Below are 26,203 nucleotides of genomic sequence, written 5' to 3'. Positions count from 1 at the left end.
CCAATGTCGGTAGGTGAGTAATTGGGTACTTCTTCGTTGTCTATGCAAAGTATAATACCCTAAATTATAAATCTTGTCAAGACTTTTTTACTCATTAATTACTAGATATCCTAGAGCAAAGGTCTTACTACCAGCATGGGCTGATACAACTGATCCAAAACGCCCTTGGTGGATACTCTTAGCCTTAGAATCTATATCTACAAGTCTTTCCCTAAGCTCATCTATGACATAATCATCCTTGCCAGATACATAAAATAGATAATAATTTTCAGCATCCCCAATATCCGCTCTAATTTTTTCTTCTATTAGCTTGTAGGCTTTTTCTCTGGTAAGTTTTAGCTTAACTAGTTCAAAATCTCCCTTTCCGTCTAGTACCAATAGTGGTTTTACATTAAATATAGTAGATACTCTTTTTGCAAGCTTGCCTATTCTTCCACCTGCCTTGAGGTATTTGAGGGTGTCAAAATAGCAGTAAGAGTATTGCTTACCTATGCTAGAATTTAGTTTTTCTACTATCTCATCGGCAGCTAAACCTTCTTTGAGCAAATCAACTGCATAGTTTACAATTATTCCTTCCATCAAGGATACACTTCCACTGTCGACAATGTGAACCTTAAGATCACCTGTTTCGGCAAGATTAGAATTTGTAAGTGTTGCTGATAGCTTTGGACTTATGCCTATATATATGGCAGTGTCGTATCCATCTTCCTTTACCTTTGCAAAAAGTTTAGAAAAATCATCGGGTGCAGTCGCAGATGTTTTTGCTGTATAGTCTCTGTCGGATTCATTTATTGCTGCAAAATCATCAGCCTTTATCTCTTTTCTATCCTCATAAATCTTATCATCTAAAATAACATACAAATTTGCAACGTATATATTATTTTCTTTTATATAAGCTTCTGATAAATCAGCGGTCGAGTCTGTTATTATTGCTATCTTTTCCATAATTAATCCTTTTCTTATTATATATATTATATCTAAATTAAAATATTTCCCTGTATACAAAAATACTCATGGACAAATCCATGAATACTTTTCTTAATCTAGTGTAAAAATTCCAAAGCCAAACAAGCCCGGGCCAGTGTTTGCCCCTAGAGTTGGTGATATCTGCACCTTATATACTTTCTTGGCATTGGCTATCACATCGCCTAAACTATCTTCTATTTTCGCTAGAGCTTGGTCATAACCACCATGTCCGTAGAATAAGTAATAATCTTTTACATCGGCCACTAAGCTTTCACCAATTTTCTTAAGCTCTCTTAGTACTCTCTTCTCTCCTCTAGCAACTTTCATTAACTTGAAAGTCCCCTCCTCTGGGTTTACAGTTATGATTGGTTTTACTGAAAGAGCATCTCCAATTTTACCAAAGGTTCTTGGGACTCTGCCTCCTTCCACCAAGTATTTGAAAGTTTCCAAGGTAAAGAAAACGTGAGAATCGTTCCTCTTTTGATTTAGCTTATCTATGACTTCTTCAAAAGATAAGCCTTGATCTATCAATTCCTTTGCATAGATGGCAAAAAATCCTTCGGTCATAGTAAGATTTTTACTATCAAATACATAAGTTTCTAGTCCATCTGCATCAAACATCTGCATAAGATTATTGGTACTTGAGAAATGACTGCTAAGACTTATGGCTATTAGTTTGTTATAGCCGTCACTTTTGATTCTTTCATAAATCTCAGTAAGATCTCCTGGTGATGCAGTAGATGTCTTTGGCATTGTGTCGCTTTTTTCCATCCAAGCATAAAATTCGTCTGGAGAAATATCAATCCTATCTTTATAGTACTTGTTATCTAAGTTAACATACAAAGGCAAAAGATATATGCCAAGTTCTTCAGCCATTTTGATATCTATATCTGATGCAGTGTCAACTAGTACTGCTATTTTTTCCATATTATTCCCTCACTTATTAACGGAATATAATATATCTTTATTTCTAAGATATAATAATATATTATACCACATTAATCATCTATAAATCATCTCTATTTGATTTTCTTCTTTTATCTCTCTCACATCAGTAAAGTCGTATTTATAATCTTCTTTAAATCTTTTTGATACTTGCTCATTAGATCCAAAATGCATAGGAAAGAAAACTTTTGGTCTAACTTCCCTAATAAAAATATCAGCTCCCTTATAATAGTTCTCTTCCAGCCTATTATCTAGGGCAAAAAAGCAAATATCTATCTCTTCTTTCTTAATCTTATTAACTTCAACCATAAAGTCATCGTATTCTTTTTTCATGGTTGAATCATCATTACTTGGCCAAGCCCAAAAGTTTAGATCTCCTCCATGGAAAATATTCACACCATCAACATCCATCAATATTGATATGCCTAGATCTGTAGACCCAAAAGTTTTGACATCAATTATTTTACCAGAAGTTAATTTGATTTGGTATGTCATGTTTTTATCTACAAAATGAACATTACAAGCCTTATACAAAGTCTTTAGATGGTCCATAGTAAGTTTGTTATTTTTGATAAAAACTATATTTTCATCACTTGGAAGCTCTCCTATATCGCTAGATAGGATATAGGTCATATTATCCCTGTCTGGCAGTTTCAAAATCTCTGATGTGTAGTGGTCAGAGTGTCCATGAGTAGATACAAAAATAACTTCCTTGTCTTCAGGAATATTTAATTTTCCCTTATAATAATCAAAAACAATAAATAAATCTTTAGTTTCCACACTGTAGCAAGAGTGGTAAACATAGGTAATAATAGTTTCCATAAATACTCCAATTCTTTTTAGCTTTATACCCATTATCTTTGAACAATTTATAGTATAATAGGCAAATAGGAAGTGATTTTATGAAAAAAGAAATAAAAACAAATGCAATGAGAATATTAGACAACTTAAATATCGAATATGACCACCAAGACTATGGCTTGGAGGGAGATTTTGTATCATCGGTAGACCTTTCAGAAAAGACCCACCAGGACATACACTACATATACAAAACCTTGGCAACCGTATCAAACACCAAGGACATATATATCTTTGTCATACCTGGGAAAGCAAATATAAATTTCAAAAAAGCTGCCAAATGCCTAGGTGTCAAAAAATTGGAAATGTTGCCGCTAAAAGAATTAAAATCTAAAGTAGGCTATGAAAGAGGTGCAACAACCTCCCTTGCCATGAAAAAAGACTATCCAGTAGTCATAGATGCTAGTGCAAAAGACCTACCATATATAAAAATTTCGGCAGGAAAAGTTGGTCACGGGCTCAAATTAAAGGCAGAAGACTTGGCAAAAGCAAATGGTGCAAAGTTTTTTGATGTAATCCAATGAATATAGAAAAAAATAAAGACTATACAAAACTAATCTTCACAAATGATGAAGAAAACAATAATTTAAAACTTTTGGTGATCCTATCGCCCATATTTATAGCTTCGTTTGACAGTGGGAAAAATGAACTAGAATATTTGGGCAAAACAATAGAAAAATCAAAGTTTCCCTACGGCCTATATCCCCATTTTTTTGCAAATTTTGATATAGAAGAGTACAAAAAAGCCTATAAAAATTACCAAGTTGAGGAAGATATATACTTAAACGAACAAAACAATATAGAATTTAGGATAAACCCTATCGACCAAAAGTACCTAGATTCCCTTATAGTTCTGATAGAGACATTAATACTTGACAAAAAATCCAACGAACACTTCACTAAGTATTTTGCCCAAATGAGGGATGATATAGTCAAAAATGGCAGAAGGTCGATTCTTGCAAATGGAATCCAAGGCTTTTATTTATCCAAATATGTTGTGGTCTGGATGCTTGACCTATGCCAATATGTAATAGACAATCATCCAGCAAAAAAGGACGATATTATGGCAATTTATGAACTAGCAAACACACTCAAAACTCCAAGTTCCATTTAATAATTTCAAAACAAAAATCGGGTCAATTGGCCCGATTTTTTCTTTTTGTGGATTACTTATTAGATTTTCTCCAAATTTTCATTCTTTCTGCCTCTTTGATTAGCTCATCTCTAAATTGTGGGTGAGCAATTGATATGATATCTTCGGTTCTTTGCCATACGGACTTACCTTTTAGGTTAACTAGACCTTGCTCTGTTGCAATGTAGTGAGTGTTGGCACGTGTACCTGTTACCATGGTTCCTGTTGCAAAGTTTGGTACTATGTTTGATACTAGCTTGCCATCTGATCCTTCTCTTGCTGATAGCAAGGTTACAAAGGACTTACCACCCTTGGATTCGTATGCTCCAAGCATAAAGTCTAGGGCTCCACCTGAACCAGATATATGTCTATATCCTACTGATTCGGAAGATACTTCACCTTGCAAGTCGATTTGGATGGCTCCATTGATACTTACAAAGTTGTCAAATTGATTAATGACTGATGGGCTGTTTACATAGTCAACGCTTCTTACGATGCATTGTGGGTTGTTTTCCATATAATCGTAAAGTTCGTGGCTTCCTAAGGCAAAGGTAAATACGTGGTTACCCCTGTCTAGTTTCTTTCTCATACCAGTTACCTTACCTGCCTTGATCAAATCAAGGAAACCGTCTACAAATAGCTCTGTATGGCAGCCTAAGTCTTTTACATCAGATTTGGCCAATAGTGAAACTATAGCATTTGGTAGGTTTCCAACACCGATTTGGATTGTAGCACCGTCTACTATTTCTGGCACTACTAGCTCTGCTACCTTTTCTTCAAGTTCTCCATAGCCCATATTTGGTATGCCCTTAAGTTCTGGGTTGTCGCCTTCGATGATATAGTCAACCTCGTCTATGTGGATATTGGCATCAGATCCACCAGAAACTCTTGGCATACTTTCATTGATTTCTAGTATTACTATATCAGAAGTTTCAAAGCCTGCTCTGGTGTATGATCCTGATAGACCAAAGTTGAAGTATCCATCTTTATCCATTGGAGTTACTTGCATCACATAGATATCTGTTGTTAGATATCCTCTCTCAAAGTATGATGGCAGCTCAGAATATTTCATTGGTGCATAGAAAGCTTGGCCAGTTTTGAGGACATTTCTCATAGCTCCAAGGCCGTGATAGCAAGTATAGGTAAAGTGTTCGTTTTCTGGATCTGCGGCAAATACAGCAGGTTCTGTTAGCTCACAACCTCCACGTATGTGGATGTTGTTAAATTCACCTAATCTTTTTGCCAAAGCTTTATCAAAGTATCTAGATGTTGATATAGACCAACCATAGTCTATGTTCATATCGTCTTTGACTAAGTCTACTGCCTGATCAACTGTTATTAATTTTTCTTGGTATTTGTCTTGATAAGTCATATAGCTTTAGTTAACCCCTTAATTTCTCTATTAATACTGGAAGAATTTCCTTGTAATCGCCCACTATACCGTAGTCTGCTTCTGCAAAGAATGGTGCATTTGGATTGTTGTTTATTACTATGATCTCGTCAGTTTCCTTTAGGCCCAACAAGTGTTGAACTTGACCAGAGATTCCCACTCCGATATATCTTTGGCCTGGGAAGTTTTGGCCAGAAAGTCCTATATATCTATCTATACCAATCCATTTTCTGCTTTCTGCTATTGGTCTAGAAGCGCTTACTATAGATCCTGTCTCGTTTGCAAGCTCGTTTATAAGTTCCATGTCTTCTTCTTTTTCTAGGCCCATACCAAAGGCTACAACATTTTTGGCATCGCTTATTGGTCCATTGATATCAACTTTTTCTGCCTTTAGATTTTCGGCTCCTATTGCTTCTATAAGTTTATCTACTTTTTCTTCTGGAGAACCTTCGTTTATAATAACGTTTTTACGCTCACCAGTTATTTTTCTTTTAGCTTTCTTTGTATCTTTTTTGTCCTTAGAATCTCCACCAAGTTTACCTATCATTGATCTAGAGATTACTATTTTTTGGACTTCTGATGCACCTTCGTAGATTCTATTTACTCTGGTATCTCTGTACATTCTTTCTATTGGAATACCACTGATGTAGCCAGAACCACCGTGCATTTGCAATGCTTGGTCTGTGATATAACCTGCTGTTTCAGATGCAAATAGTTTTGCCATAGCTGCTGCTTCTAGGAAGTCAAGTTTTTCATCCTTCATCTTTGCAGCTGTATAAACCATATGTCTTGCTGCGTTTACTCTTGTTCCCATATCAGCGATCTTAAATTGGATATCTTGGATTGCTGCTAGAGGCTTACCAAATTGGTATCTTGACTTGGTGTGATTGATTGCTTCTTCCAATGCACCTTGAGCTATACCTAAAGATTGTGATCCTATACCGATTCTTCCACCGTTTAGGGTTGTCATGGCTATATTGAATCCTTTTCCTTCAGGACCTAGTTGGTTTTCTTTTGGAATTTTCACATTATTAAAGGTCAATCTTCCTGTAGATGATGAGTGTAAGCCCATTTTGCTGTAGGTATCTGGAATCTCAAAACCTGGGGTGCCTTTTTCTACTATAAAGGCTGTGATGCCCTTGGTTCCAATACCTGGAGTTGTTAGGGCAAATACTATATAGATATCTGCATATGGTGCGTTGGTGATGTAGATCTTTTCGCCATTGATGACAAATTCATCTCCATCTAGTACTGCGCTTGTTTGTAGGCCACCAGCATCAGATCCCGCGTCAGATTCTGTCAAAACAAAGGCTCCTAGTTTTTCTCCACTAGCAAGTTGTGGGATCCAGTATTTCTTTTGTTCTTCTGTACCCCAATCATATATTGGGCTAGTTGCTGCTGATGAGTGAACTGACATAAATACGCCAACACCTGCATCAACCCTAGAAATTTCTTCAACAAGGATAGCATATTCTAGGAAGCTTTTGCCCATGCCACCGTATTCTTTTGGCCAAGGCAAACCTAGCCAACCTTTTTCGCCCATTTCCTTGATAACTTCTAGTGGGAAAACATCGTTTACATCCCAATCAAAAGCATTTGGTTTAATCTTCTTTTCTACAAAATCCCTAACTTCATATCTAAAGGCTTTTTGCTCTTCTGTTAGTAAGTAATCCATATTAATCATCGTCATATCCCCCAATTATTTATTCTCGTAATCGTAGAAACCCTTGCCTGTCTTCTTGCCCAACCAACCAGCTCTTACATAGTTTTTAAGAAGTGGATTTGGTGCATATTTTGGATCTCCATATCCCTCATAAAGTACATCAAGTATATACTTAACAGTATCAAGACCGATGAAGTCAGCCAATTCTAGTGGGCCCATTGGGTTATTTGTTGCAAGTTTCATAATAGTGTCGATATTTTCTGCACTAGCTACACCCTCGTTTAAGCAAGAAATTGCTTCATTGATGTAAACTTGAAGAACCCTGTTAGAAATAAATCCAGGAACGTCATTACATACAACTGGAACCTTGCCTATAGCTTCAGATAGGTCATGAATCACTTGGTAAGTTTCATCAGAAGTTTGTAATCCTCTAATAATTTCAACAAGTTTCATCACAGGAACCGGGTTCATGAAATGCATACCGATAAATTTCTCAGGGTTCTTATAACGGCTTGCAAGCTCAGTTATTGGAAGAGATGATGTATTTGAAGCCATGATACAATCGTCACTTACTATTTCGCCAAGATTTTTGTAAAGTTCACCTTTTGTATCCAAGTTTTCAATAATAGCTTCAACAACTACATCTACATCGCTAGCTTCGCTTAACTCTTTACATTCTTTGATATTTGCAAGAGCTTTATCTCTTTCTTCTTGAGTTTTCTTTTCTTTTTTAACATCCTTATCTAGAATACTGGTAATGAAGTCGATTCTTTTCTCTACTGCTCCCTCAAATGAATCGTATAACAATACTTCAAAACCTGATTGGGCAAAAACTTGTGCAATTCCTCCGCCCATTTGACCTGCGCCAACAACTAAAACTTTTTTCACGTCCATTTTTTTAAACTCCTTAAAATCTTTATTTTGTCTAGTTAAATTGTTTTCCTTATACATATACCCAATTATTTCAAAAACCTACAAACATTTTCATTATAGGACATTTTTTTATAAATTTTATAATATAAACTTTAGTATGTGTTTGATTTTCGATGATAAAGGGTAATTTACCTATTAGTATAGTTAGCAAACTATAAAAGACAACAATTCACAAAATTTTAAAAGTGTAAGAAAACGTTAGGAGGATCAATGAACTTACTAGATGATTTAAAAATTTTGGACTTCACAACACTATTGCCTGGACCATATGCTACCTGGTAACTTGCTGAAATGGGAGCAAAAGTAACAAAAATATCTGCTCCAAACAGACCTGACCTAGTTTTGGAAATGGAACCAAAAACATCAAATGGAGTTAGCGCAAACTACGCATGGATGAACCATGCCAAAGATGAAATATTCCTAGACCTAAAATCAGAAGATGGGGTAAATGAAGTAAAACGCTTGATAAAAGAAGAAGGTTATAACTGTATCATAGAACAATTTAGACCAGGAACTATGGCAAAATTTGGCCTATCATATGACGAAGTCAAAGAATTTGCCCCAGACATCATCTATTGCTCCCTATCTGGTTACGGACAAAACGGTCCATACAAAGACAGAGCAGGCCATGATATCAACTACCTAGCCTTATCCGGCGTGGCAAGCTTCTCTGGTAGAAAAGAATCTGGTCCAGTCCTATACGGTAGCCAAATTGGAGATATTGCATCATCACTAAACGCCATCATAGGAATACTAGCAGCCCACAACAAGAGAAAAGAAAATGGCAAGTCTATATTCATAGACGTCGGAATCCTAGATTCACTCATACCATTAAACTCAATGCTTGGCGCAGGAGCTATGCTAGATAAGAACAATCCTACTAGAGAGTGCCACTGGCTAAATGGTAGCGGTATATATGACTTCTACCAAACAAAAGACGGTAGATATATATCCATAGGATCAGTAGAAGGCAAATTCTTCAAAACACTACTAGAAGTATTGGGCCACGAAGATTGGCTAGAAAAAGGAGTCACAATAGAATCAGCTGGCCAATACAAAGAACAAATCATAGAAGATATCAAATCCAAAACATTTGACGAATGGGTCCAAATATTCAAAGAAAAAGACGCCTGCGTAGAACCAGTCCTATCAGTCACAGAAGCCCTAGTAGATAGCGAAAATACAAAAGAAAGATCATCTACCCAAAAGGTAAATATAAAAGGAGAAGAAATCCTAACCTACGCAAACCCAATCAAATTTAAAAATTAAGATATAAAAAAGGTGATGAGTGTAAAAATACACCATCACCTTTTTTGCTTGGATGTTATATTATAGTAATAGTCGATTTTTAAAATATGGATAAAAGGAATGGTTCTAAGAAAAGATCCTTCGGTCGTGTTCACTCCCTCGGTAGGCTACGTTAGCCAAATCGCCCTGTATGTGGCGGGCGGCCTGCTTCTGGTCTTCGCGACATTTGACCTTCCATCAATTTCATAAAACGAAATTGGGATAGATCAAGAAGGATGACAAAAGGAGGAGCGTCAATCCAACCCATCCCACTGTCATTCTGAGCCAAAGGCGAAGAATCCCCTGGATGAAGGGTACTTCGCGAGATCCTACGGCCTGCGGCCTCAGGATGACAACGGGGAAAAGCGTAAACACAACCAACCACTACCTGTCATTCTGAGCGGATGCGAAGAATCCCCTGGCTGAACGTTACTTTATGAGATCCTTCGGTCGCATTCGTTCCCTCGAGGATGACAGAGAGGGAGTGTCCATGAAGATTGATAAGTCTTACTGTTGTTCTTCCCTAACACCCACTGCCATTCTGAGCCAAAGGCGAAGAATCTCCTATACAAATAAATTCCCCACAAAGCTACTTCAAAATGTCATATTTAATTACTTGTGATTTTTTATCACTACTTATAAATATCTCCCCTGCTATCAATATTCAAGACGTAAATTATAATCTCATCATCAACAACTTTGAAAATCGCCCTGTATTTTCCAATTCTTAGCCTAAACATATTGTTATCCTTGCTCTTATAGGTCACAATATCGTATTTATAGGAATTTTCTTTATTTTCAGCCATTTCTGCAAAAGCCTTGTAGAATCTTAGACCATCTTTGCCATGGGTCTTTATGAATTTCTTAGCTTTTTTGTGGTATTTAACCTTATAGGAGTTCATCTAATGAAATCTCCTCAAAATCGCCCATATCATAGGATTCAAAACCCATTGATTCAAATTCTTTTTGCTCTTCATCGCTTGCATTTTTACAATTAGCTTTTAAGAATTCTGCCAAATCTAGTTCATTTTGACGTTTAATTTCATTAATAGCAGAATTGCGTAAGAATTCAGAAAAAGATACACCTTTAATCTTAGCAGCTTTTTCTATCAAATTATTCTGTTCTTTAGTTAATGTTATATTTTTTCTAATCATAAATATCTCCTGGTACACATTATACACACTTTGTGTAATTAATATACTTGGAAAGTGGTATAAGTCAATTAGAATTAGTGGTGAAAGGATATGATTCAGATTTAGAAAAGGTTGTTTATAAAGATCCTTCGGTCGGTCCTAGAGCGAGCGGACGGCTTATTACTCCCTCGAGGATGACAAGTTGGAAGCATCGATCTTTTGTTCTATCAGTAGCGTTAATACTATCCTCCCCACCCTGTCATTCTGAGCCAAAGGCGAAGAATCCCCTTATTGAATACATTCCTGAGGGATCCTTCGGTCAGTCCTTGTAGGACTTCCCTCGAGGATGACAAGTTGGAATCGTCGTTCTTTTTTACCAATATCGTTAATACTGCCCACCCACCTGTCATTCTGAGCGGATGCGAAGAATCTCCTGGATGAACTGCACTTTGTGAGATCCTACGGCCTGTGGCCTCAATCGGCTCCGTTAGCCAAATCATATAGATTTGGACTCCGCGACATTTGACCTTCCATCAATTTCATAAAACGAAATTGGGATAGGTCAAGAAGGATGACAGGGTATTGGTAATACAATAATCTCGCCTTCTTGATTTGCATCCATACATGCAAATAATACAATACTCATAAAAGAAATACAATTTGGTCAGAACATAAAAAATAACATTCTTAGACTAATAGTATCAAAGGAGCTAATATGAACTACATCTACGACTTCATAGAAACCGGTAAGAAAGATCCAATAGAGAACTATATCCTACTAAGTGGATCACCCCGTAGGGCAAGTTTATTAAGTTTTTTAAACCCACAAATATGTAAAACTAACATTGATGAAAGAACAATAGAAAAGCATTATATGGAAAAATACAAGAACGAAGAATTTATCCATCGTGTTGGAATGACTTGCTGTCAAATAAGCCGTGCCAAGTCCAACATTGAAATGGAGAATAATACCATGTACATATCAGCTGACACTATGGTAGTAATGGATGATCAAATATACAACAAACCCCGCAACTTAGATAAAGCACGTCAAATGTTCCTATCTTACTTTGGCAAAACTCACCACGTCATAACCAGTGTTTGCCTTAAAATGAAAGATTATGAAAATACTTTCTATACCATAGCTGAAGTAGAATTTGTTAACTTCTATGAAGAACTTTCAAGTGTGATTAACGAATATCTGAAAGAAGAAAATATAATGGACAAGGCTGGAGCCTATGGCATCCAAGACCTAGACCCTAGATTTGTAAAAAGAATAAGTGGAGATATAAACACTATAATAGGACTACCTGTAGCTGAAGTGAGCTATAGGATATATAAGTAAAGCTACAAGGAATTTCTAAACTTATGTGCCTAGAGGATGACAGGGCAGGAGATAATATAAAGCGATAAAACTTTCAGAGCACTATCATGTTGTGTGAATGTGGAATTCGGGTTATGTTTCTTGTAATTAATGTATAACAAATGTGATATAATTAATATGTTATCATCAACTCTTATAGCATGAGAGGAGGTGATACTATGCGAGTGATTCTCGAAATCATTGCATCCATCATAGCGGACTATATACGCAAATGGATAGATTGCATAAAGATGATAATTAGCATATAAAAAGGACGAGCGTGGGGCTCGTCCTTTTTATATCATACCATGCAATAATTCTCGAAATCATGGTTAATAACATTATACGTCCTATCTGCCTTAAAAGCAATTTTGATAATAATAGCACCCTTATAAACAGATTTTTAATTATCATAGAGCGAGTAAATTGAGAGTTTTATTAGAGAACACTAGTAGGGAAAGCATTTACTAAAATAGGGAAATGTGCTAAGAAAGATCCTTCGGTCAGTCCTTGTAGGACTTCCCTCGAGGATGACAAGTGGAGAGCGTAGATCCTAGCTACCCGCCTGTCATTCTGAGCGGATGCGAAGAATCTCCTAGATTAGCGGTGCTTTATGTGGATTGTCAACACCTATTTGTACAATCTAAAATCGAACGCACCATTATAATTTTAACTAGTTACTAGCTAAGATTTGGTTTCTATATTTAACTGGTGACAAGTAACCTAAGGATCCATGGATTCTTAGGTTGTTGTACCAATAAACATATTCTGATAGTTCTAATTTTAGTTGTTTTAAGTTTTTAAATTCTTTCTGATAAACAAATTCTGTTTTCATCACCTTATTAAATGCTTCAGCTACTGCATTATCATATGGACTTCCCTTTCCACTTAAGGATCTTTCTATGCCAAATATGTCTAGAATTTTATCTATGCTTTTGTTGTCAAATTCTCGTCCTCTATCTGTGTGAAATATTTTTATTTTATTTAATGGGTACTTGATTGAATATATTGCTTCTTTTACTAAATCTGCGCTCTTATTTTTTCCTGCTGCATATCCTATTATTTCTCGATTGTGTAAATCTATTATTGCACAGATGTAGTTCCAACTATTTCCTACTCTTACGTAAGTTAAGTCACTTACACATGCTTGTAAAGATGGCCTATTGTCAAATTGTCTATCTATCTTGTTATTAATCTTTTTATTGTTACATGTGGTTTTTTCTACCTTGTATTGTTTTACTGTATAGCTTGATACTAAGGCATGTTTTTTCATTATTCTGCATATTTTTCTTCGTGATACTATGATATCTTGTTTTTCCAACTCTACTTTGATTTTTCTTGATCCATATGCATTTTTACTTTTCCTGAATATTTCTTTGATTTTTTCTTCTAAAAGCTCTTCGGTTTTTAGGTTATATTTTGATTCTTTTTTGTTTAGATGATAGTATATTAAACTTCTTGGTATACCTAAAAACTTACACATTGCACTAGTACTGTATTTATCCCTATTTGAGATTATGAGCTTTACTTTTTGCCTAGTAGTAGTGCAGCTTGCTTTAAAATATCATTTTCCATTTCAAGCTGTTTTACTTTTTTTCTTAGTTTGATTAATTCCTTTTCTTCTTCTGTTCTATTATCATCAATGTCGAAGGAATTTGAGTTGTTGTATCTATTAACCCAATCTCTTATTGTTGATGGTGCTATGTCGTATTCTTCTCCCAATTTTTTATATGTGTAGTTACCTTGGTTAAAGATTTCTACCATCTGTTTCTTGAAGTCTTCTTCGTAGTGTCTAGCCAATTTAAAATCCCCCTTTGATTTCTTATTATTTATTGTATCAGATATTCGATTTTAAATTGTACTATTTACTGTATCCTTACCAATGGGATCCTTCGGTCGTATTCACTCCCTCTAGGATGACAGGGGGAGAGCGTAGATCCTAGCTACCCGCCTGTCATTCTGAGCGGATGCGAAGAATCTCCTAGACTAGCGGTGCTTTATGGGATTCTTCGGTCGTATTCACTCCCTCTAGGATGACAGGGGGAGAGCGTAGATCCTAGCTACCCGCCTGTCATTCTGAGCGGATGCGAAGAATCTCCTGGATTAGCGGTGCTTTATGAGATCCTTCGGTCGTGTTTCTCCCTCGAGGATGACAGGGTGGGGAGTGTCCATGAAGAATGATAAGTCTCACTGTTGTTCTGCCCCAAACCCACTGTCATTCTGAGTCAAAGGCGAAGAATCCCCTTGTTGAGTGCATTCCTTAAGGATCCTTCGGTCAGTCCTTGTAGGACTTCCCTCGAGGATGACAGGACGAAGATGTAGCAAGATTTTACATACTCACACAACGTTACCACAATGAGCAGATGTGAAATATCTACTGCAAAAAAGTGCTATTGGTTTCTATAAATTATAAATCCTTGTAAACTCTTCCTTTGAAAGAACCTTGACTTCTTTAAAATAAAAGTCTTCATAATTTGATACCAAACCGAATTTGTCAACTTTTTCTTTAGCAAATGATTTTATTTTTCCTTGAATAATATCGAAATTTTTATGTTGACCAACCACGTTAGTATCTTTATTGCTTTTACTAGGATTGTACACCAAAATATATCCCAAATTTTCTCTAGTATACGAAATCTTCACATCCATGATATCCAGATAAATCAACATCGATTCTCTAATCTTGCTTTCAATCTTATTTTTCTTAGGGCTGGCTTCATTTTTGAATTCCACAAAAAAATCCATCCCATCAATTTTCTTAATTGCATCATTAGAACTATAGTCTCTTAAAAACGTGAACTTAGCCCCTGGATTTTTTCTATTGCTTATAAGTTTGTGTTTCTTATTATGTTTCTGTATATAAAATTCTTTGATTTTATCAAAATCAAAGCAAGCTTCATTGGAATCAATCAGACTCACGCTAGCATTATCATCATAGGAAGTTCTTGAATAATCACTAAATATTTCCACAAGATCAAAATCTCTGCAATACTCATAATCAAAAAAATCTACAATGACATCTTCTAAATATATCCTATCCATAAGCAATCACTTAGTTTACACTATCTTGCTCTAAAATATCAAAAGCTTCAGCAAGTTTAGAATATATTTCATCTATTGACTCACTAACCTCTTTGATATCAGACAAACCAGTATCATGATTATTATAGGATAGATAATATCTGCATTTATCAGCCACCTCGTGTTTTGCAGAATAAACCTCTATTGCCCTCACAAAATACGGGCTATGGCTATTTATCAAAATATGCATACCTAGATATTTGTTCAATAAAACAATCAGTTCAGCAAAGATTATTTGCCAATCGGGATGTAGATGTGTTTCAGGCTCATCTAATATTATAGTTCCATTCTTTTGCAAAGAACCATTCTCAAGTAACATTTTTATAATAATAAAAGTTTTTAAACCTGTTGAGGCATTTTTAATATCTATTTTACCTTGATCATCATCTTCTGAGTTATAAAAATATCTATCATTACTCTTTAAAATATTAATTTTGCTGGCCTTATTCAAATGATCATCAATTATTGATAGACTTTCATCTATCAATAAGCTTGAGGGACTTTTATCTTTGTTCAATAAATTAATCAAATCATCTCTATGATTATTAAAATCTAATATTGATTGATCATAATAAGGATATATTGAAATTTCATCAACGATATACGGATCATCTATATAAACTATTTTCTTGTTAATTAAAATAGGGTTATTTACTGAAAAATTGTTACTCTCATTTATATTAACTCTCAAATTAGTATCTTTAATCTGTACGTCTATCACAGAATTTTTATCAATATTAGCTAAATTCTTAATTTGATTATTAAATTCATAAGAAAAAGTTTGTTTGATTATATAGGAAAGTAACTTATCATCATTCATAAATAATATTTCTAATACAGCATCAATCAATTCCTGATCAACCTCATCATCAGAAGAAGATTTGCTTGGTATATTGTATTCTTTAAGACTATCTACCTCATTAAGAAATTCAATAATATGTTTTTTAAGTTTTTCATCATCTTCTCTATACTCGTTCCTATTTTCATATAGATTTATCAAAAATGAATTTATTAAATCCCCGTTTATACTTCTAATGAAAAATGAGCTAGTACGTCTTCTGATTTCAGAAATAATCATATTCTTACGCAAATCATCGATTTTTTCCTTATAGTCATAAAAACTATAAAACATACTATATAATGATTTGCCTACTGTACTTTTCCCAGTACCATTTTTGCCTGCTATAACAGTTATACCGTCTATAATTATTTCAGTATTGGATAATCTCCCAATATTTTCCAAATATAGTTTCATAATTACTCCTTAAGAAAATTATACCATATTTTGAATCCAATTATCTGTTCACAACGAACAACCATTGATGTATTGAAAGAACACTTATCTCTTAACAAAACATTAGCTAATTATAATATTAATATCATTGATTATTTTATTTATGAAATTAGAAAAAGATTTAGTAAGTCTTCTTCTGAGTTTTTTCCAGCTGTACAATCCAACAAAAATCTCCATATTTAAAAGAATATTTACTCCCACATAAATTGAATACATTATATTATCAGGACATTTTACACCTTCATAGGGCCCAAATACTAAGTAAGCTAAACCACAGTGTATAGATAAATATAATGATAAATAAAGAAAGGCAAAAAATAGATCATAAAAATTTTTATCATTTGAAAATTCCTTTAAAAAGTTATTATCTTCATTAAGATTTTGATTTTTATTATTGATTTTTTTACCATTATTATTTCTGTTATACAACACACTAATTTCTTCTCTATCTAATCTTTTACAAGCTATAAAAAATAAAATAAATAATGAATTAAATAAATCTGAATCTAGCAATGCGATATATCCAATAACAAGAAATAATAAAATAAATTTGATCTCAGTAAAAAATGAAATTTTCAAAAAATTTTTTCTAGCTAATCTTAATATAATAATTGGTACAAAGACATAAAACAAAAATCTAACTAATATTTCAATATTATTATCTATAAAATTTATTTTATGCTGAAAGAATGTTAGTATATATATAAGAGAAACTAGTACATTAAACGACATAACTGATAATACAAAAAAAGATTCTGCAGATTCTTTTCTTAATTCTATTCTATATTCATAACTTATAATTAATATAAATATAATAATTAGAATTGCTAATATCAGTAAATTTGTTGCATCAAATATTGTGAAATTATCCTTAGATGTTATTAAAATAAGTATATTTAATACAAATAACAGTAACTGCGTGATACAAATACTAATCATTTATTATCTCCTTATTATATTGCAGTTGATTTGATTAACTGACATTTGACCTACCTACCATCCCACTTATCCTCTCAAAAGATATTCTATCTTTTTCGCTTAGTTCTTCGGATTCACGTTCGTTCATCTCGAAGATGACAAATTTTCAATTTGTCACCCTAGATGATGGGACTGGGGTTAGAAAAGAGTCGGCTCCGTTTGCCAAATCGCCCTGTATGTGGCGGGCAGCCTGCTTTTGGACTTCGAGACATTTAACCTACCTTCCATCCCACTTTGTGCGATGGGGTTAGACAAGGTCGGCTCCAGAACGAAATCGAAGATTTCTATTTCGCGACATTTGACCTACCATCAATTCTCCTGCGGAGAATTGGGTTAGGTCAAGAAAAAAAAGGGCTCAGGATTTTTGTCCTGAGCTCTCTTATTGCTTTTTCTTATTTAGTTTTTTGTTACTATATCAGCGATTAAGCTTCTACAGCGTTTCTTTTTTTCATAGCTACGAATGCAACACCCATGATTGCTAGACCTGCTACGATAAAGATTAGTGATCCGATTCCACCTGTTTGTGGGATTGATACTTTCTTGTTTGGTACTTGTTTACCATAAGTTTGTGTTTCGCCTTCTTTAACTTCAACTTCATACTTAAACTCTTCTGCTGTACCTTTATAAGTATCTTTTGCTACTGTAAAGTCGATTTCGCCGTTTAGTTTAGCGTATCCTTTTGGAGCAGTTTTTTCTTCAAGTTTGTATGAACCATATTCAAGACCAGAGATTTCAAACTTACCTTGTCCGTCAGATGTTAATACTACTGCATTTGTGTTAGCATCTTCCCATTTGTAAGCTGTTGCATTTTCTTTGAAAGCTTTGTTGTAAGCTTCTTGAGCAGCAGTTACTTTTGCTTTTTCTTCATCTGTTTGTTTATCTGCATCTAGTGCATTGTAAGCTTTTACTGCTTCATCAAGAGCATTTTTAGCTTCTGTTACTTTAGTTGCATCTTTTTGATCTGCTACTAGGTATTTACCTTCTGCGTTTTTAACGTAGAATTCTGCTCCAGCTAGTCTTTCTTTACCATCTTGGTTAGTTTTTACAAATTTCTTACCACCTAGTACAACTTTTGGTTCTGTTGGGTTTAGTGGTTTTGGGTTGTTTGATTTGTGGTTTGTTGCTTTTAATGTTCCGTCTTCACCTTGTACGTATTCAACGTCTGATGGAGATGTGGATTTTGTTTCTACTGCGATATATTGTTTATCTGGATTTAGATATTTCCAAGAATCTGATGTTTTTGATACATCTTTTCCATCAGCATCTTTTCCTGGGTAACCTATTGTTACTTCTGCATTAAAGTTTTTCTTATATTCTTTAAATTCTGCTTTTGCAGCTTCATCTTCTGGTTCTACAAGGTCATCTGCTGTTATTTTTCTACCAGTTTCAGCGTCTCTAAGTTCGAAAGTAGCACTTTCTCCTTCTGCCCATACTCCGTCGTCCCAAGTTTTCTCAACTTTTAGTTCGCCATCTGTATTTGGCTTGCCAGGAACTGGTTCTGTCTCTTTTGATGGGTTATTGCCATAATTGAACTTAACGTCGTTTGTTTCTGGAATGTCTGCTATAGCATCGCTATTTACTGTTGCTGAATAAACTAGTTTAACTTCTACAGCTTCATCTTTATTATTTACTAGATCAAGACCTGCTTCTTCTAGTCTAAGAACAAAACCACTGTCTGTTTCTTTTATAGTGTAGTAAGTAGTTTCTTCAGTGTTTTTAATTTCTTTATCAGCTATTGTTAGTTTTAAATCTTTATTATAAGTAAGACCTGCTGACATATTATCGTCCCATTTAGCTAATTTTAGGTTAGATTTTGCTGGGATTTTTGTTTTAACTTCATAAGGAATATTTTTACCAATTTCACCGTTAGCAATTAATTTTTTCTTATTGTAATTATCGTAATCAGCGCCATGATTGATATCGCCTGTTTGAGCACCAGCAGTTTTTTCTTCATCTGTATAGTACTCATCAAAATTTCCCTCAGCATTTGTTAAAACTTTGTTGTCTTTTTTGAAGTTTTTGTCAATTTGTGGTTTTTCTTCTGTGTTCTTTGGATAAACGTGAGCATCTTCAACAACACCCTCATTGTTTACTAATGGAAGTGTAATTTTTACTGGAACAGCTTTGCTGTCTGTGATTGCTTCGCCTTCTTCACCTACATATGAAGATTTTTCGTGGATTTCTTCGATTGTGAAGTCACCTTTTAATCCGCTTGTATTAAATGTAATACCAGCAGCTTCAGTTTTTCCTGCAAGAAGTTTAAATCCTTCTGGTAATTGTGCATCTAAAGAAGCTACTCTACCATATTCTGTAGTTTCACCTTCTTTAATGGTTACATATCCATCTTTATCTTTGAATGCAAAGTATACTCCTGCTACCTCATTAAGAGTTTTGCCTTCTAATAAAGCTTTTAATTGGTCAGTGTTTTGAGATCCGTCATAACCAGCTTTTTCAATATCTTCTGATTTCCATGCTTCTAAATCAGCTTTGCTCATCACTAATTTGTGAAGTGTAACAGTTTTTGTAACTTCTGATTTTGGTTGTTCTGTTTCTCCACCAGTTTCAGCAGCGTTAGCGCTTGTGAATGGAGCTACTAGTACACCGATTACCATTGCAAAAGCTGTTAAGAATGACAAAATTCTATTTGTTGCTTTTTTCATTTTGTTTTTTCTCCTTTGTCTTGTATTTTGCGAAAAAGCAATTTGATACACTTCTTTTCCCAACGCTATGTGACATAAGTAGCTACGGTTATGTAGGCTAGCATTTTCCCGTGAGAAAATATGGTGTATCTGATATGTTTGATTCTTTTGATAAAACTTCGAAAATACTTTGAAGAATCGTCAAGTATTTTTTCTAGGGTATATCCTAGCTCGATCGGAGTCGATCTTTAGAAGAAAGTAATAGGTTGACATTATTCGTTGATGAAATTTCAACTACTTGTAACACGATTACGCAGTAAAGTGCGTACAATTACTTTGTTTCCTATATTATATATGATTTGAAAATAACATACAATACCTTTTTGCTAGAATTTAGGCATTGTAGGGAAATTGGCCAATATTGATAAAATATTTGTGGTTTTTTTTAGTTATTTACTTAAATTTTTTGCTATTTGCTATAAGTCTTATAGCAATATTCTTTTTAGCATTATAAAACCCCAAAACCTTTTTCGGGCGGGTTTTGGGGTCTTTTGTTATTATGGTCTTTCTACTACTACTGCTGTACCCATACCGCCACCTATACAAAGTGTTGCGATACCTTTTTTAGAGTCTCTCTTTTGCATTTCATATAGAAGTGTTGTAAGGATTCTTGCTCCTGATGCTCCTACTGGGTGACCGATTGCTATTGCTCCACCGTTTACGTTTACTATGTCTGTGTTTAGACCTAGTTCTTTGATTACTGATAGGGCTTGTGCCGCGAATGCTTCGTTTGCTTCGATTAGGTCGATGTCTTCTAGTGTTAGGTTAGCTTTTTCTAGAGCTTTTCTTACTGTTGGGATTGGGCCTGTTCCCATGATTTTTGGATCAACACCTTCTGTTGCGTATGATACGATTGTTGCTAGTGGTGTTACGCCTAGTTCTTTAGCTTTTTCTTCGCTCATTACTACTAGGGCTGCTGCACCGTCGTTGATTCCTGATGCGTTTGCTGCTGTTACTGTACCGTCTTTGATGAATGCTGGTCTTAGTTTAGCTATACCTTCAGCTGTTACGCCTTCTTTGATGTATTCATCTTCTTCTACTACAGTTACTTTGCCTTTTCTTCCCTTTACTTCTACTGGTACGATTTCGTCTTTGAATCTACCTTCAGCACGTGCTTTTTCTGCTCTTTGTTGGCTTGTTGCTGCTAGTTCGTCTTGTTCTTCTCTTGTTAGGCCGAATTTTTCAGCGATGTTTTCTGCTGTTACTCCCATGTGATAGTCATTGAATGCGTCCCAAAGGCCGTCTTTGATCATTTCATCGACAACTTTTTTGTCTCCCATTCTTGCTCCCCATCTTTCGTCTGTTAGTAGGTATGGAGCTTGTGACATTGATTCTGTACCACCTGCTAATACTACATCACAGTCGCCAGCTATAATCATTTGTGCTGCTAGTGATACTGATCTTAGTCCTGAACCACAAACGATGTTTAGTGTCATTGCTGGTTTTTCTATTGGAATACCTGCATCTAGTGCTATTTGACGAGCGATATTTTGGCCATTGCCTGCTTGTAGTACACAACCTAGGATTGATTCGTCTATATCTTCTGGTTTGATGCCTGCTCTTTTGATTGCTTCTTTAGCTGCTACTGCACCTAGTTCTCTAGCTGATACTGTTTTGAATGCTCCGCCGTAAGAACCTACTGGTGTTCTTGCTGCACTTGCTATTACTACTTTTTTAGTCATTTATATTCCTTTCTTTTATTTTCTGTTATTGTTTTATTTGCTGTAATCGTAGAAACCTTTACCTGTTTTTCTACCTAGGTCTCCAGCTCTTACCATTTGTCTTAATAGTGGATTTGGTCTATATTTGCTGTCGCCAAATTCGTTATATAGTACTTCCATTATTGCTAGACATGTATCAAGGCCTATTAGGTCACCTAGTGCTAGTGGTCCCATTGGGTGGTTTGCACCAAGTTGCATACCCTTATCGATGTCTTCAACGCTTGCTAGTCCATCAGCTAGTACGCCAACTGCTTCGTTGATCATTGGGATTAGAAGTCTGTTTACTACAAATCCTGGTCCTTCTTTTACTTCTATTGGTTGTTTGCCTAGTTTTTCTGCTAGTTCAAATATTGCTTTATTAGTTTCATCAGATGTGTGAAGTCCTCTGATTACTTCAACAAGTTTCATTACTGGAACTGGGTTGAAGAAGTGCATACCAATTACATTTTCTGGTCTATTGGTTACTGCAGCTATGTCTGTAATTGAAAGTGATGATGTGTTTGATGCAAGGATTGCGCCTTCTTTTACAACTTCATCTAATTCTTTGAAGATTTCTTTTTTTAGTTTTGGGTTTTCTGTTGCAGCTTCGATTACTACGTCACAGTCTGCTAAGTCTTTTACTTCTGTTGTGTATGTGATGTTTTTTAGAGCAGCTTCTTTTTCTTCTTCTGTCATTCTTTCTTTAGAAACTTGTTTAGCGTAAGATTTTTCTATTCTTGCTTTTGCTTTTTCTAAGAATTCATCTTTGATATCTCTTACTACTACTTCGTAGCTTTTGGCAGCAGTTTCTACAATACCACCACCCATGATTCCTGATCCAATTACACCAATTTTCATTATTTCCTCCTATTTGTTTTGAAACTCTGCTTTTTCTTTGTTGATGAATGCTTGTGTTCCAATGTTTTTATCTTCTGTTGTAAATACTAGGCCAAAGGCATTTTCTTCGATTCTCATCGCTTGGTCGATATCTACTTGTCCACCTTGGTTGATAGCTTCTTTGGCAAGTTTTTCAGCTATTGGAGCCTTGCTTGCTATAGCTTCTGCTAGAGTGTTTACTCTTTCTTCTAGTTCTTCTACTTCTACTACATCTTGAACTAGGCCAATTTCTAGGGCTTTGTCAGCTTTGATGTTTTCTGCTGAGTAGATTAGGTATTTTGCCCAACCTTGTCCTACTAGTCTTTGTAGTCTTTGTGTACCACCAAAGCCTGGGATTAGGCCAAGACCTACTTCTGGTTGACCAAAAAGAGCTTTGTTTGATGCGATTCTGATATCACAGCTCATAGCTAGTTCGCAGCCGCCACCTAGAGCAAAGCCGTTTACTGCTGCTATTACTGGGATTGGTAGAGTTTCGATTTTTCTAAATACTGATAGACCCTTGTTGCCGAAAGCCTTTGCTTCTAGTCCACCAAGGTCAGACATTTCTTTGATGTCTGCTCCAGCTATAAATGATCTGCCTTCACCTGTGATGATTAGAACTCTAAGGTCGTTATTTGCCTTGATTTCATCTAGGCATTTGTCAAGCTCGTCTAAAACTTCTGAGTTTAGAGCGTTGAGAGCTTTTGGTCTATTCATTGTGATTTTTGCTATATGTTCGTTTACTTCATATTTGATTGTGTTGTAGTCCATTGATATCCTCCAAATTATTTGTCAACATATATAGTATATATGATATGAAAATGTTTTTCAATGATAATTGTTCTCAATTTGTCAGGGGATTATTTTGCAGATTTTGCAAGTTTGATTTTCTTGATTAGTTCTGGGACTACTTCGTTGATATCGCCTATGATTCCAACATCTGCAACGTTGAATATGTTTGCATCTGGGTTTTTGTTGATAGCTACGATAAGGTCAGATTCTTCCATACCAGCCAGGTGTTGGATTGCTCCTGAGATTCCTAGGGCAATGTATAGGTTTGGTCTTACTGTCTTACCTGTTTGTCCTACTTGACGGTCTTTTTCTAGCCAACCTGCATCTACTACAGCTCTTGATGATGCTACTTCACCTTCTAGTACTTCTGCTAGTTCGTATGCTAGGTTCATATTGTCTGCTGATCCTATACCACGGCCTACAGCTATTAGTACTTCTGCATCTTCGATTTTGATTTTTTTCTTGTCTTCTTGTTTTTCTTCGATGATTTGAACGTTTACGTCTTCATCTGTAAGTTCTACGTCAAAGTGGTGAACTTGACCTTCTCTTGCTTCGTCTGGGTCTTGTTTTGGCATTACACCAGGTCTTACTGTTGACATTTGTGGACGAGCTTCTGGTGATTGGATGGTTGCCATTAGGTTACCACCAAAGGTTGGACGGGTCATATTTAGTAGGCCAGTTTCTTCGTCTATTTCTAGTTTTGTACAGTCTGCTGTTAGTCCACAGCCTACTCTGGCAGATACTCTTGGTGCTAGGTCACGACCTATAGTTGTTGCACCAAATAGTACTACTTCTGGTTTTAGTTCGTTGATGATAGCTACTGTTGCTTTTACATATGGTTCTGTAAGGTATTTTTCTAGCTTGTCATCTTCGTGGTAGTAAACTTCATCAGCACCGTATTTTATCAATTCTTCTGATAGGTTTTCTACTTTCTTACCTATGATTACTGCAATTACTTTACTTTCTAGATCGTTTGCTAGGTCACGAGCCTTACCAATTAGTTCTAGTGATACATTTTGTAATTGGCCATCTCTTTGTTCGCAAACTACTAATACATTTTTATATTCGGACATCTTAACTCCTTAAATTAAAAACTCTTCGCTTAACTTATCAACTATTAGGCTTGCACCTTCGTCTGCAGGTACATCAAATACTTTTCCAGCTTGTTTAGCTCCTTTTGTGAAGGATCTTTTTACTCTAGTTGGAGAGCCTTGTAAACCTATGTTGTCTCTATCAACTTCTATATCATCAACTGTCCAAACTTTTACAACGTCTTCTCTGTTGCAGTCGTAAATTCTTGATACTCTCATGTATCTTGGTTGGTTCATTTCACCAAGTGTTGTGATTAATAGAGGATAGTTTGCTTTGATAAGTTGGTATCTATCTTCAAATTGTCTTTTTACTGTGATATTAGAAGAGTTTACATCTACTATTTCTTCTACATAAGAAATTGATGGGATGTGTAAGTGTTCTGCTGTTTGTGGGCCAACTTGTGCTGTATCACCGTCTATAGCTTGTCTTCCTGCTATGATTAGGTCGTATTCTATAGAACCGATTGCACCTGATAGTGCTGTCGATGTTGCCCAAGTATCTGCTCCACCGAATGCTCTATCTGTTAGTAGGATTACTTCGTCAGCTCCCATAGCGTAAGCTTCTTGTAGGGCTGCTGCTGCTTGTGGAGGTCCCATTGTTAGAACTGTGATGTGAGCTCCGTTTTGGTCTTTGATTTTTAATGCTTCTTCAAGTCCTGCCAAGTCGTCTGGGTTGATGATTGAAGGAAGACCTTCTCTCATGATTCTTCCAGTTTCTTGGTCAATCTTTACTTCGTTTGTGTCTGGTACTTGTTTTATTAATACTAATATATTCACAATTAACTCCTATTATCTAAATAAGCTTCCGCTTATTACCATTCTTTGAACTTCTGATGTACCTTCGTAAATTTCTGTGATTTTTGCATCGCGCATCATACGTTCTACTGGGTAATCTCTTGTGTAACCATAACCACCGTATAGTTGTACGCATTTGGTTGTTACGTTCATAGCAGTTTCAGCTGCAAATAGTTTTGCATTTGCTGCACTTACTGTGTAAGGGGCTCCAGCGTCTTTGTCGCAAGCTGCTTTGTATACTAGGTATTTTGCTGCTTCAATTTGATTTGCTAGGTTTGCTAATTGGAATTGTGTGTTTTGGAATTTTGCTAAAGGTCTGCCAAATTGTTCTCTTTCTTTTACATAGTCTAATGTTTTTTCTAAAGCGCCTTCTGCGATTCCAAGTGCTTGAGCAGCTACACCAATACGTCCACCGTCAAGTGTTGTCATAGCAACCTTGAATCCCTTACCTTCTTTGCCTAGTAAGTTTTCAACAGGTACTTTGCAGTCTTCAAAAATAAGTTCACATGTTGCAGATCCGTGGATACCCATTTTCTTTTCAGGTAGTCCAACTGTAAATCCAGGGGTGTCTTTTTCTACTATAAATGCAGAAATACCGTGTGTTCCCTTTGATTTGTCAGTCATTGCTATAACTATAAATGTGTCTGCAAGAGTTGCGTTTGTGATAAATATTTTTGAACCATTTAATATGTAATATTTACCATCGTCTGATATATGAGCTATTGTTTGTTGCATAGATGCATCTGTACCAGCCATTGGTTCTGTTAGGGCAAATGCTCCTATATGTTCACCTGTTGCAAGTTTTGTTAGGTATTTTTGTTTTTGTTCTTCTGTACCATATTTTTCAATTGGCCATGCACATAAAGATGTATGAGCTGAAACTATTACTCCAGTAGATGCACAAGCTTTTGATAATTCCTCTACAGCCATTACATATCCTAGGTAATCTCCACCTTCTCCACCGTATTCTTTTGGAATTGGAATACCAAAGAATCCTGCATCTTTTAGCTTTGGTATATTTTCATAAGGTGGTCTTTCTTCTTCGTCAATGATTGCTGCTAGAGGCTCAACTTCACGTACTGCAAAGTCTCTGTACATTTCTCTTAGCATTTTATGGGTATTATCTATCGTAAAATCCATACTATCTCCTTTAATTAAAACTATGTTATCTTTTTAACCTTCATTTGTATTATATAACGCCATCTACACTTTGTCAAAATTTTATT

The 26,203-nt window shown here is 35.5% G+C and carries 23 protein-coding genes and 1 other annotated feature (1 of these 24 cut by a window edge); of the genes, 4 read left to right on the top strand and 19 right to left on the bottom strand.

The features are described 5' to 3' along the window. Positions 1-43, bottom strand: a sequence feature (ribosomal protein L20 leader region) (it extends 75 nt beyond the left edge of the window). A 44-nt stretch (positions 44-87) separates the two neighbouring features. The 3 genes from QNH69_RS05035 to QNH69_RS05025 all read right to left on the bottom strand — a co-directional run bounded on the left by QNH69_RS05035 (position 88) and on the right by QNH69_RS05025 (position 2,733). Further along, positions 88-945: a DegV family protein gene (locus QNH69_RS05035; protein ID WP_282929482.1), complete on the bottom strand. Its 858-nt coding sequence runs from the start codon at positions 943-945 to the stop codon at positions 88-90. 93 nt (positions 946-1,038) lie between these two features. After that, complete coding sequence (locus QNH69_RS05030; RefSeq protein ID WP_282929481.1) at positions 1,039-1,893, bottom strand: DegV family protein; 855 nt, start codon at positions 1,891-1,893, stop codon at positions 1,039-1,041. A gap of 75 nt (positions 1,894-1,968) precedes the next feature. After that, a complete protein-coding gene (locus QNH69_RS05025) occupies positions 1,969-2,733 on the bottom strand; it encodes an MBL fold metallo-hydrolase (protein ID WP_282929480.1) in 765 nt (254 codons plus the stop codon). Positions 2,734-2,813: 80 nt separating this feature from the next. Between QNH69_RS05025 and QNH69_RS05020 the strand changes: the two genes are divergently transcribed. Together QNH69_RS05020 and QNH69_RS05015 are read left to right on the top strand one after the other, a co-directional pair. Continuing rightward, positions 2,814-3,293, top strand: a complete 480-nt coding sequence (locus tag QNH69_RS05020) for an aminoacyl-tRNA deacylase (protein ID WP_282929479.1) — start codon at positions 2,814-2,816, stop codon at positions 3,291-3,293. Further along, entirely contained in the window at positions 3,290-3,883 is a 594-nt protein-coding gene (locus QNH69_RS05015) for a hypothetical protein (RefSeq protein WP_282929478.1), read from the top strand. The genes QNH69_RS05020 and QNH69_RS05015 overlap by 4 nt, the downstream gene beginning before the upstream one ends. A 52-nt stretch (positions 3,884-3,935) precedes the next feature. Here the strand turns inward: QNH69_RS05015 and QNH69_RS05010 are convergent, their stop codons facing one another. Genes QNH69_RS05010 through QNH69_RS05000 form a run of 3 tightly spaced genes read right to left on the bottom strand, consistent with a single transcriptional unit; the run spans position 3,936 to position 7,848 of the window. Beyond that, positions 3,936-5,273, bottom strand: a complete 1,338-nt coding sequence (locus QNH69_RS05010; RefSeq protein ID WP_282929477.1) for an acetyl-CoA hydrolase/transferase C-terminal domain-containing protein — start codon at positions 5,271-5,273, stop codon at positions 3,936-3,938. A gap of 10 nt (positions 5,274-5,283) precedes the next feature. Next, positions 5,284-6,981, bottom strand: a complete 1,698-nt coding sequence (locus tag QNH69_RS05005; RefSeq protein ID WP_282929476.1) for an acyl-CoA dehydrogenase family protein — start codon at positions 6,979-6,981, stop codon at positions 5,284-5,286. Positions 6,982-6,990: 9 nt separating this feature from the next. Further along, entirely contained in the window at positions 6,991-7,848 is an 858-nt protein-coding gene (locus QNH69_RS05000) for a 3-hydroxyacyl-CoA dehydrogenase NAD-binding domain-containing protein (RefSeq protein WP_282929475.1), read from the bottom strand. 330 nt (positions 7,849-8,178) lie between these two features. On the opposite strand from QNH69_RS05000, the gene QNH69_RS04995 reads away from it, so the two are divergent. Next, positions 8,179-9,156 carry a CaiB/BaiF CoA-transferase family protein gene (locus QNH69_RS04995; protein ID WP_282929474.1) on the top strand — a complete coding sequence of 326 codons (978 nt, stop codon included), beginning with the start codon at positions 8,179-8,181 and terminating at the stop codon, positions 9,154-9,156. A gap of 650 nt (positions 9,157-9,806) precedes the next feature. On the opposite strand, the gene QNH69_RS04990 is transcribed toward QNH69_RS04995, so the two are convergent. Both QNH69_RS04990 and QNH69_RS04985 read right to left on the bottom strand, forming a co-directional pair. After that, positions 9,807-10,076 carry a type II toxin-antitoxin system RelE/ParE family toxin gene (locus QNH69_RS04990; RefSeq protein WP_282929473.1) on the bottom strand — a complete coding sequence of 90 codons (270 nt, stop codon included), beginning with the start codon at positions 10,074-10,076 and terminating at the stop codon, positions 9,807-9,809. After that, positions 10,063-10,329: a DUF6290 family protein gene (locus QNH69_RS04985; RefSeq protein WP_282929472.1), complete on the bottom strand. Its 267-nt coding sequence runs from the start codon at positions 10,327-10,329 to the stop codon at positions 10,063-10,065. Before QNH69_RS04985 ends, QNH69_RS04990 begins: the two co-directional genes overlap by 14 nt. A 694-nt stretch (positions 10,330-11,023) precedes the next feature. Here QNH69_RS04985 and QNH69_RS04980 point away from each other — a divergent pair. Then, the gene (locus QNH69_RS04980) at positions 11,024-11,653 is read left to right on the top strand and encodes a Maf family protein (protein ID WP_282929471.1); all 630 of its coding nucleotides are present in this window, start codon (positions 11,024-11,026) and stop codon (positions 11,651-11,653) included. 691 nt (positions 11,654-12,344) lie between these two features. On the opposite strand, the gene QNH69_RS04975 is transcribed toward QNH69_RS04980, so the two are convergent. The 11 genes from QNH69_RS04975 to QNH69_RS04925 all read right to left on the bottom strand — a co-directional run bounded on the left by QNH69_RS04975 (position 12,345) and on the right by QNH69_RS04925 (position 26,117). Next, positions 12,345-13,435, bottom strand: a protein-coding gene (locus QNH69_RS04975) for an IS3 family transposase (protein WP_282930180.1) whose coding sequence is annotated in 2 segments (ribosomal slippage) — positions 12,345-13,198 and positions 13,198-13,435 — 1,092 coding nt in all. Because the reading frame shifts where the segments join, the coding sequence is not laid out codon by codon here. Between the two features lie 636 nt (positions 13,436-14,071). Further along, positions 14,072-14,713: a hypothetical protein gene (locus QNH69_RS04970; RefSeq protein ID WP_282929470.1), complete on the bottom strand. Its 642-nt coding sequence runs from the start codon at positions 14,711-14,713 to the stop codon at positions 14,072-14,074. A 10-nt stretch (positions 14,714-14,723) separates the two neighbouring features. Next, entirely contained in the window at positions 14,724-16,007 is a 1,284-nt protein-coding gene (locus QNH69_RS04965) for an ATP-binding protein (RefSeq protein ID WP_282929469.1), read from the bottom strand. A 102-nt stretch (positions 16,008-16,109) separates the two neighbouring features. Beyond that, complete coding sequence (locus QNH69_RS04960) at positions 16,110-16,985, bottom strand: hypothetical protein (RefSeq protein WP_282929468.1); 876 nt, start codon at positions 16,983-16,985, stop codon at positions 16,110-16,112. Positions 16,986-17,446: 461 nt separating this feature from the next. After that, entirely contained in the window at positions 17,447-19,684 is a 2,238-nt protein-coding gene (locus QNH69_RS04955) for a pilin N-terminal domain-containing protein (protein ID WP_282929467.1), read from the bottom strand. A 536-nt stretch (positions 19,685-20,220) separates the two neighbouring features. Beyond that, positions 20,221-21,405, bottom strand: a complete 1,185-nt coding sequence (locus tag QNH69_RS04950) for an acetyl-CoA C-acetyltransferase (RefSeq protein WP_282929466.1) — start codon at positions 21,403-21,405, stop codon at positions 20,221-20,223. Positions 21,406-21,438: 33 nt separating this feature from the next. Beyond that, positions 21,439-22,281 (bottom strand): 3-hydroxybutyryl-CoA dehydrogenase, encoded by an 843-nt coding sequence (locus QNH69_RS04945; protein ID WP_282929465.1) that lies wholly within the window; start codon positions 22,279-22,281, stop codon positions 21,439-21,441. Positions 22,282-22,290: 9 nt separating this feature from the next. Next, on the bottom strand, positions 22,291-23,070 hold the full coding sequence (locus QNH69_RS04940) for an enoyl-CoA hydratase-related protein (protein ID WP_282929464.1): 780 nt from the start codon (positions 23,068-23,070) through the stop codon (positions 22,291-22,293). Between the two features lie 89 nt (positions 23,071-23,159). After that, positions 23,160-24,164: an electron transfer flavoprotein subunit alpha/FixB family protein gene (locus QNH69_RS04935; RefSeq protein WP_282929463.1), complete on the bottom strand. Its 1,005-nt coding sequence runs from the start codon at positions 24,162-24,164 to the stop codon at positions 23,160-23,162. A gap of 9 nt (positions 24,165-24,173) precedes the next feature. Further along, entirely contained in the window at positions 24,174-24,959 is a 786-nt protein-coding gene (locus QNH69_RS04930; RefSeq protein ID WP_044566809.1) for an electron transfer flavoprotein subunit beta/FixA family protein, read from the bottom strand. 12 nt (positions 24,960-24,971) lie between these two features. After that, the gene (locus QNH69_RS04925) at positions 24,972-26,117 is read right to left on the bottom strand and encodes an acyl-CoA dehydrogenase (RefSeq protein ID WP_282929462.1); all 1,146 of its coding nucleotides are present in this window, start codon (positions 26,115-26,117) and stop codon (positions 24,972-24,974) included. Between the last annotated feature and the right edge of the window lie 86 nt (positions 26,118-26,203).

The sequence above is a fragment of the Anaerococcus sp. Marseille-Q7828 genome, assembly GCF_949769285.1.
Lineage (GTDB): Bacteria > Bacillota > Clostridia > Tissierellales > Peptoniphilaceae > Anaerococcus.
The sequence above is the reverse complement of the archived record's forward strand: the minus strand, read 5'-3'. Positions and strand labels throughout refer to the sequence as shown.

Coding starts and splice junctions, on each gene's coding strand:
- QNH69_RS05035 (WP_282929482.1), bottom strand. CDS start 945: ATGGAAAAGATAGCAATAATAACAGACTCGACCGCTGATTTATCAGAA.
- QNH69_RS05030 (WP_282929481.1), bottom strand. CDS start 1,893: ATGGAAAAAATAGCAGTACTAGTTGACACTGCATCAGATATAGATATC.
- QNH69_RS05025 (WP_282929480.1), bottom strand. CDS start 2,733: ATGGAAACTATTATTACCTATGTTTACCACTCTTGCTACAGTGTGGAA.
- QNH69_RS05020 (WP_282929479.1), top strand. CDS start 2,814: ATGAAAAAAGAAATAAAAACAAATGCAATGAGAATATTAGACAACTTA.
- QNH69_RS05015 (WP_282929478.1), top strand. CDS start 3,290: ATGAATATAGAAAAAAATAAAGACTATACAAAACTAATCTTCACAAAT.
- QNH69_RS05010 (WP_282929477.1), bottom strand. CDS start 5,273: ATGACTTATCAAGACAAATACCAAGAAAAATTAATAACAGTTGATCAG.
- QNH69_RS05005 (WP_282929476.1), bottom strand. CDS start 6,981: ATGACGATGATTAATATGGATTACTTACTAACAGAAGAGCAAAAAGCC.
- QNH69_RS05000 (WP_282929475.1), bottom strand. CDS start 7,848: ATGGACGTGAAAAAAGTTTTAGTTGTTGGCGCAGGTCAAATGGGCGGA.
- QNH69_RS04995 (WP_282929474.1), top strand. CDS start 8,179: ATGGGAGCAAAAGTAACAAAAATATCTGCTCCAAACAGACCTGACCTA.
- QNH69_RS04990 (WP_282929473.1), bottom strand. CDS start 10,076: ATGAACTCCTATAAGGTTAAATACCACAAAAAAGCTAAGAAATTCATA.
- QNH69_RS04985 (WP_282929472.1), bottom strand. CDS start 10,329: ATGATTAGAAAAAATATAACATTAACTAAAGAACAGAATAATTTGATA.
- QNH69_RS04980 (WP_282929471.1), top strand. CDS start 11,024: ATGAACTACATCTACGACTTCATAGAAACCGGTAAGAAAGATCCAATA.
- QNH69_RS04970 (WP_282929470.1), bottom strand. CDS start 14,713: ATGGATAGGATATATTTAGAAGATGTCATTGTAGATTTTTTTGATTAT.
- QNH69_RS04965 (WP_282929469.1), bottom strand. CDS start 16,007: ATGAAACTATATTTGGAAAATATTGGGAGATTATCCAATACTGAAATA.
- QNH69_RS04960 (WP_282929468.1), bottom strand. CDS start 16,985: ATGATTAGTATTTGTATCACGCAGTTACTGTTATTTGTATTAAATATA.
- QNH69_RS04955 (WP_282929467.1), bottom strand. CDS start 19,684: ATGAAAAAAGCAACAAATAGAATTTTGTCATTCTTAACAGCTTTTGCA.
- QNH69_RS04950 (WP_282929466.1), bottom strand. CDS start 21,405: ATGACTAAAAAAGTAGTAATAGCAAGTGCAGCAAGAACACCAGTAGGT.
- QNH69_RS04945 (WP_282929465.1), bottom strand. CDS start 22,281: ATGAAAATTGGTGTAATTGGATCAGGAATCATGGGTGGTGGTATTGTA.
- QNH69_RS04940 (WP_282929464.1), bottom strand. CDS start 23,070: ATGGACTACAACACAATCAAATATGAAGTAAACGAACATATAGCAAAA.
- QNH69_RS04935 (WP_282929463.1), bottom strand. CDS start 24,164: ATGTCCGAATATAAAAATGTATTAGTAGTTTGCGAACAAAGAGATGGC.
- QNH69_RS04925 (WP_282929462.1), bottom strand. CDS start 26,117: ATGGATTTTACGATAGATAATACCCATAAAATGCTAAGAGAAATGTAC.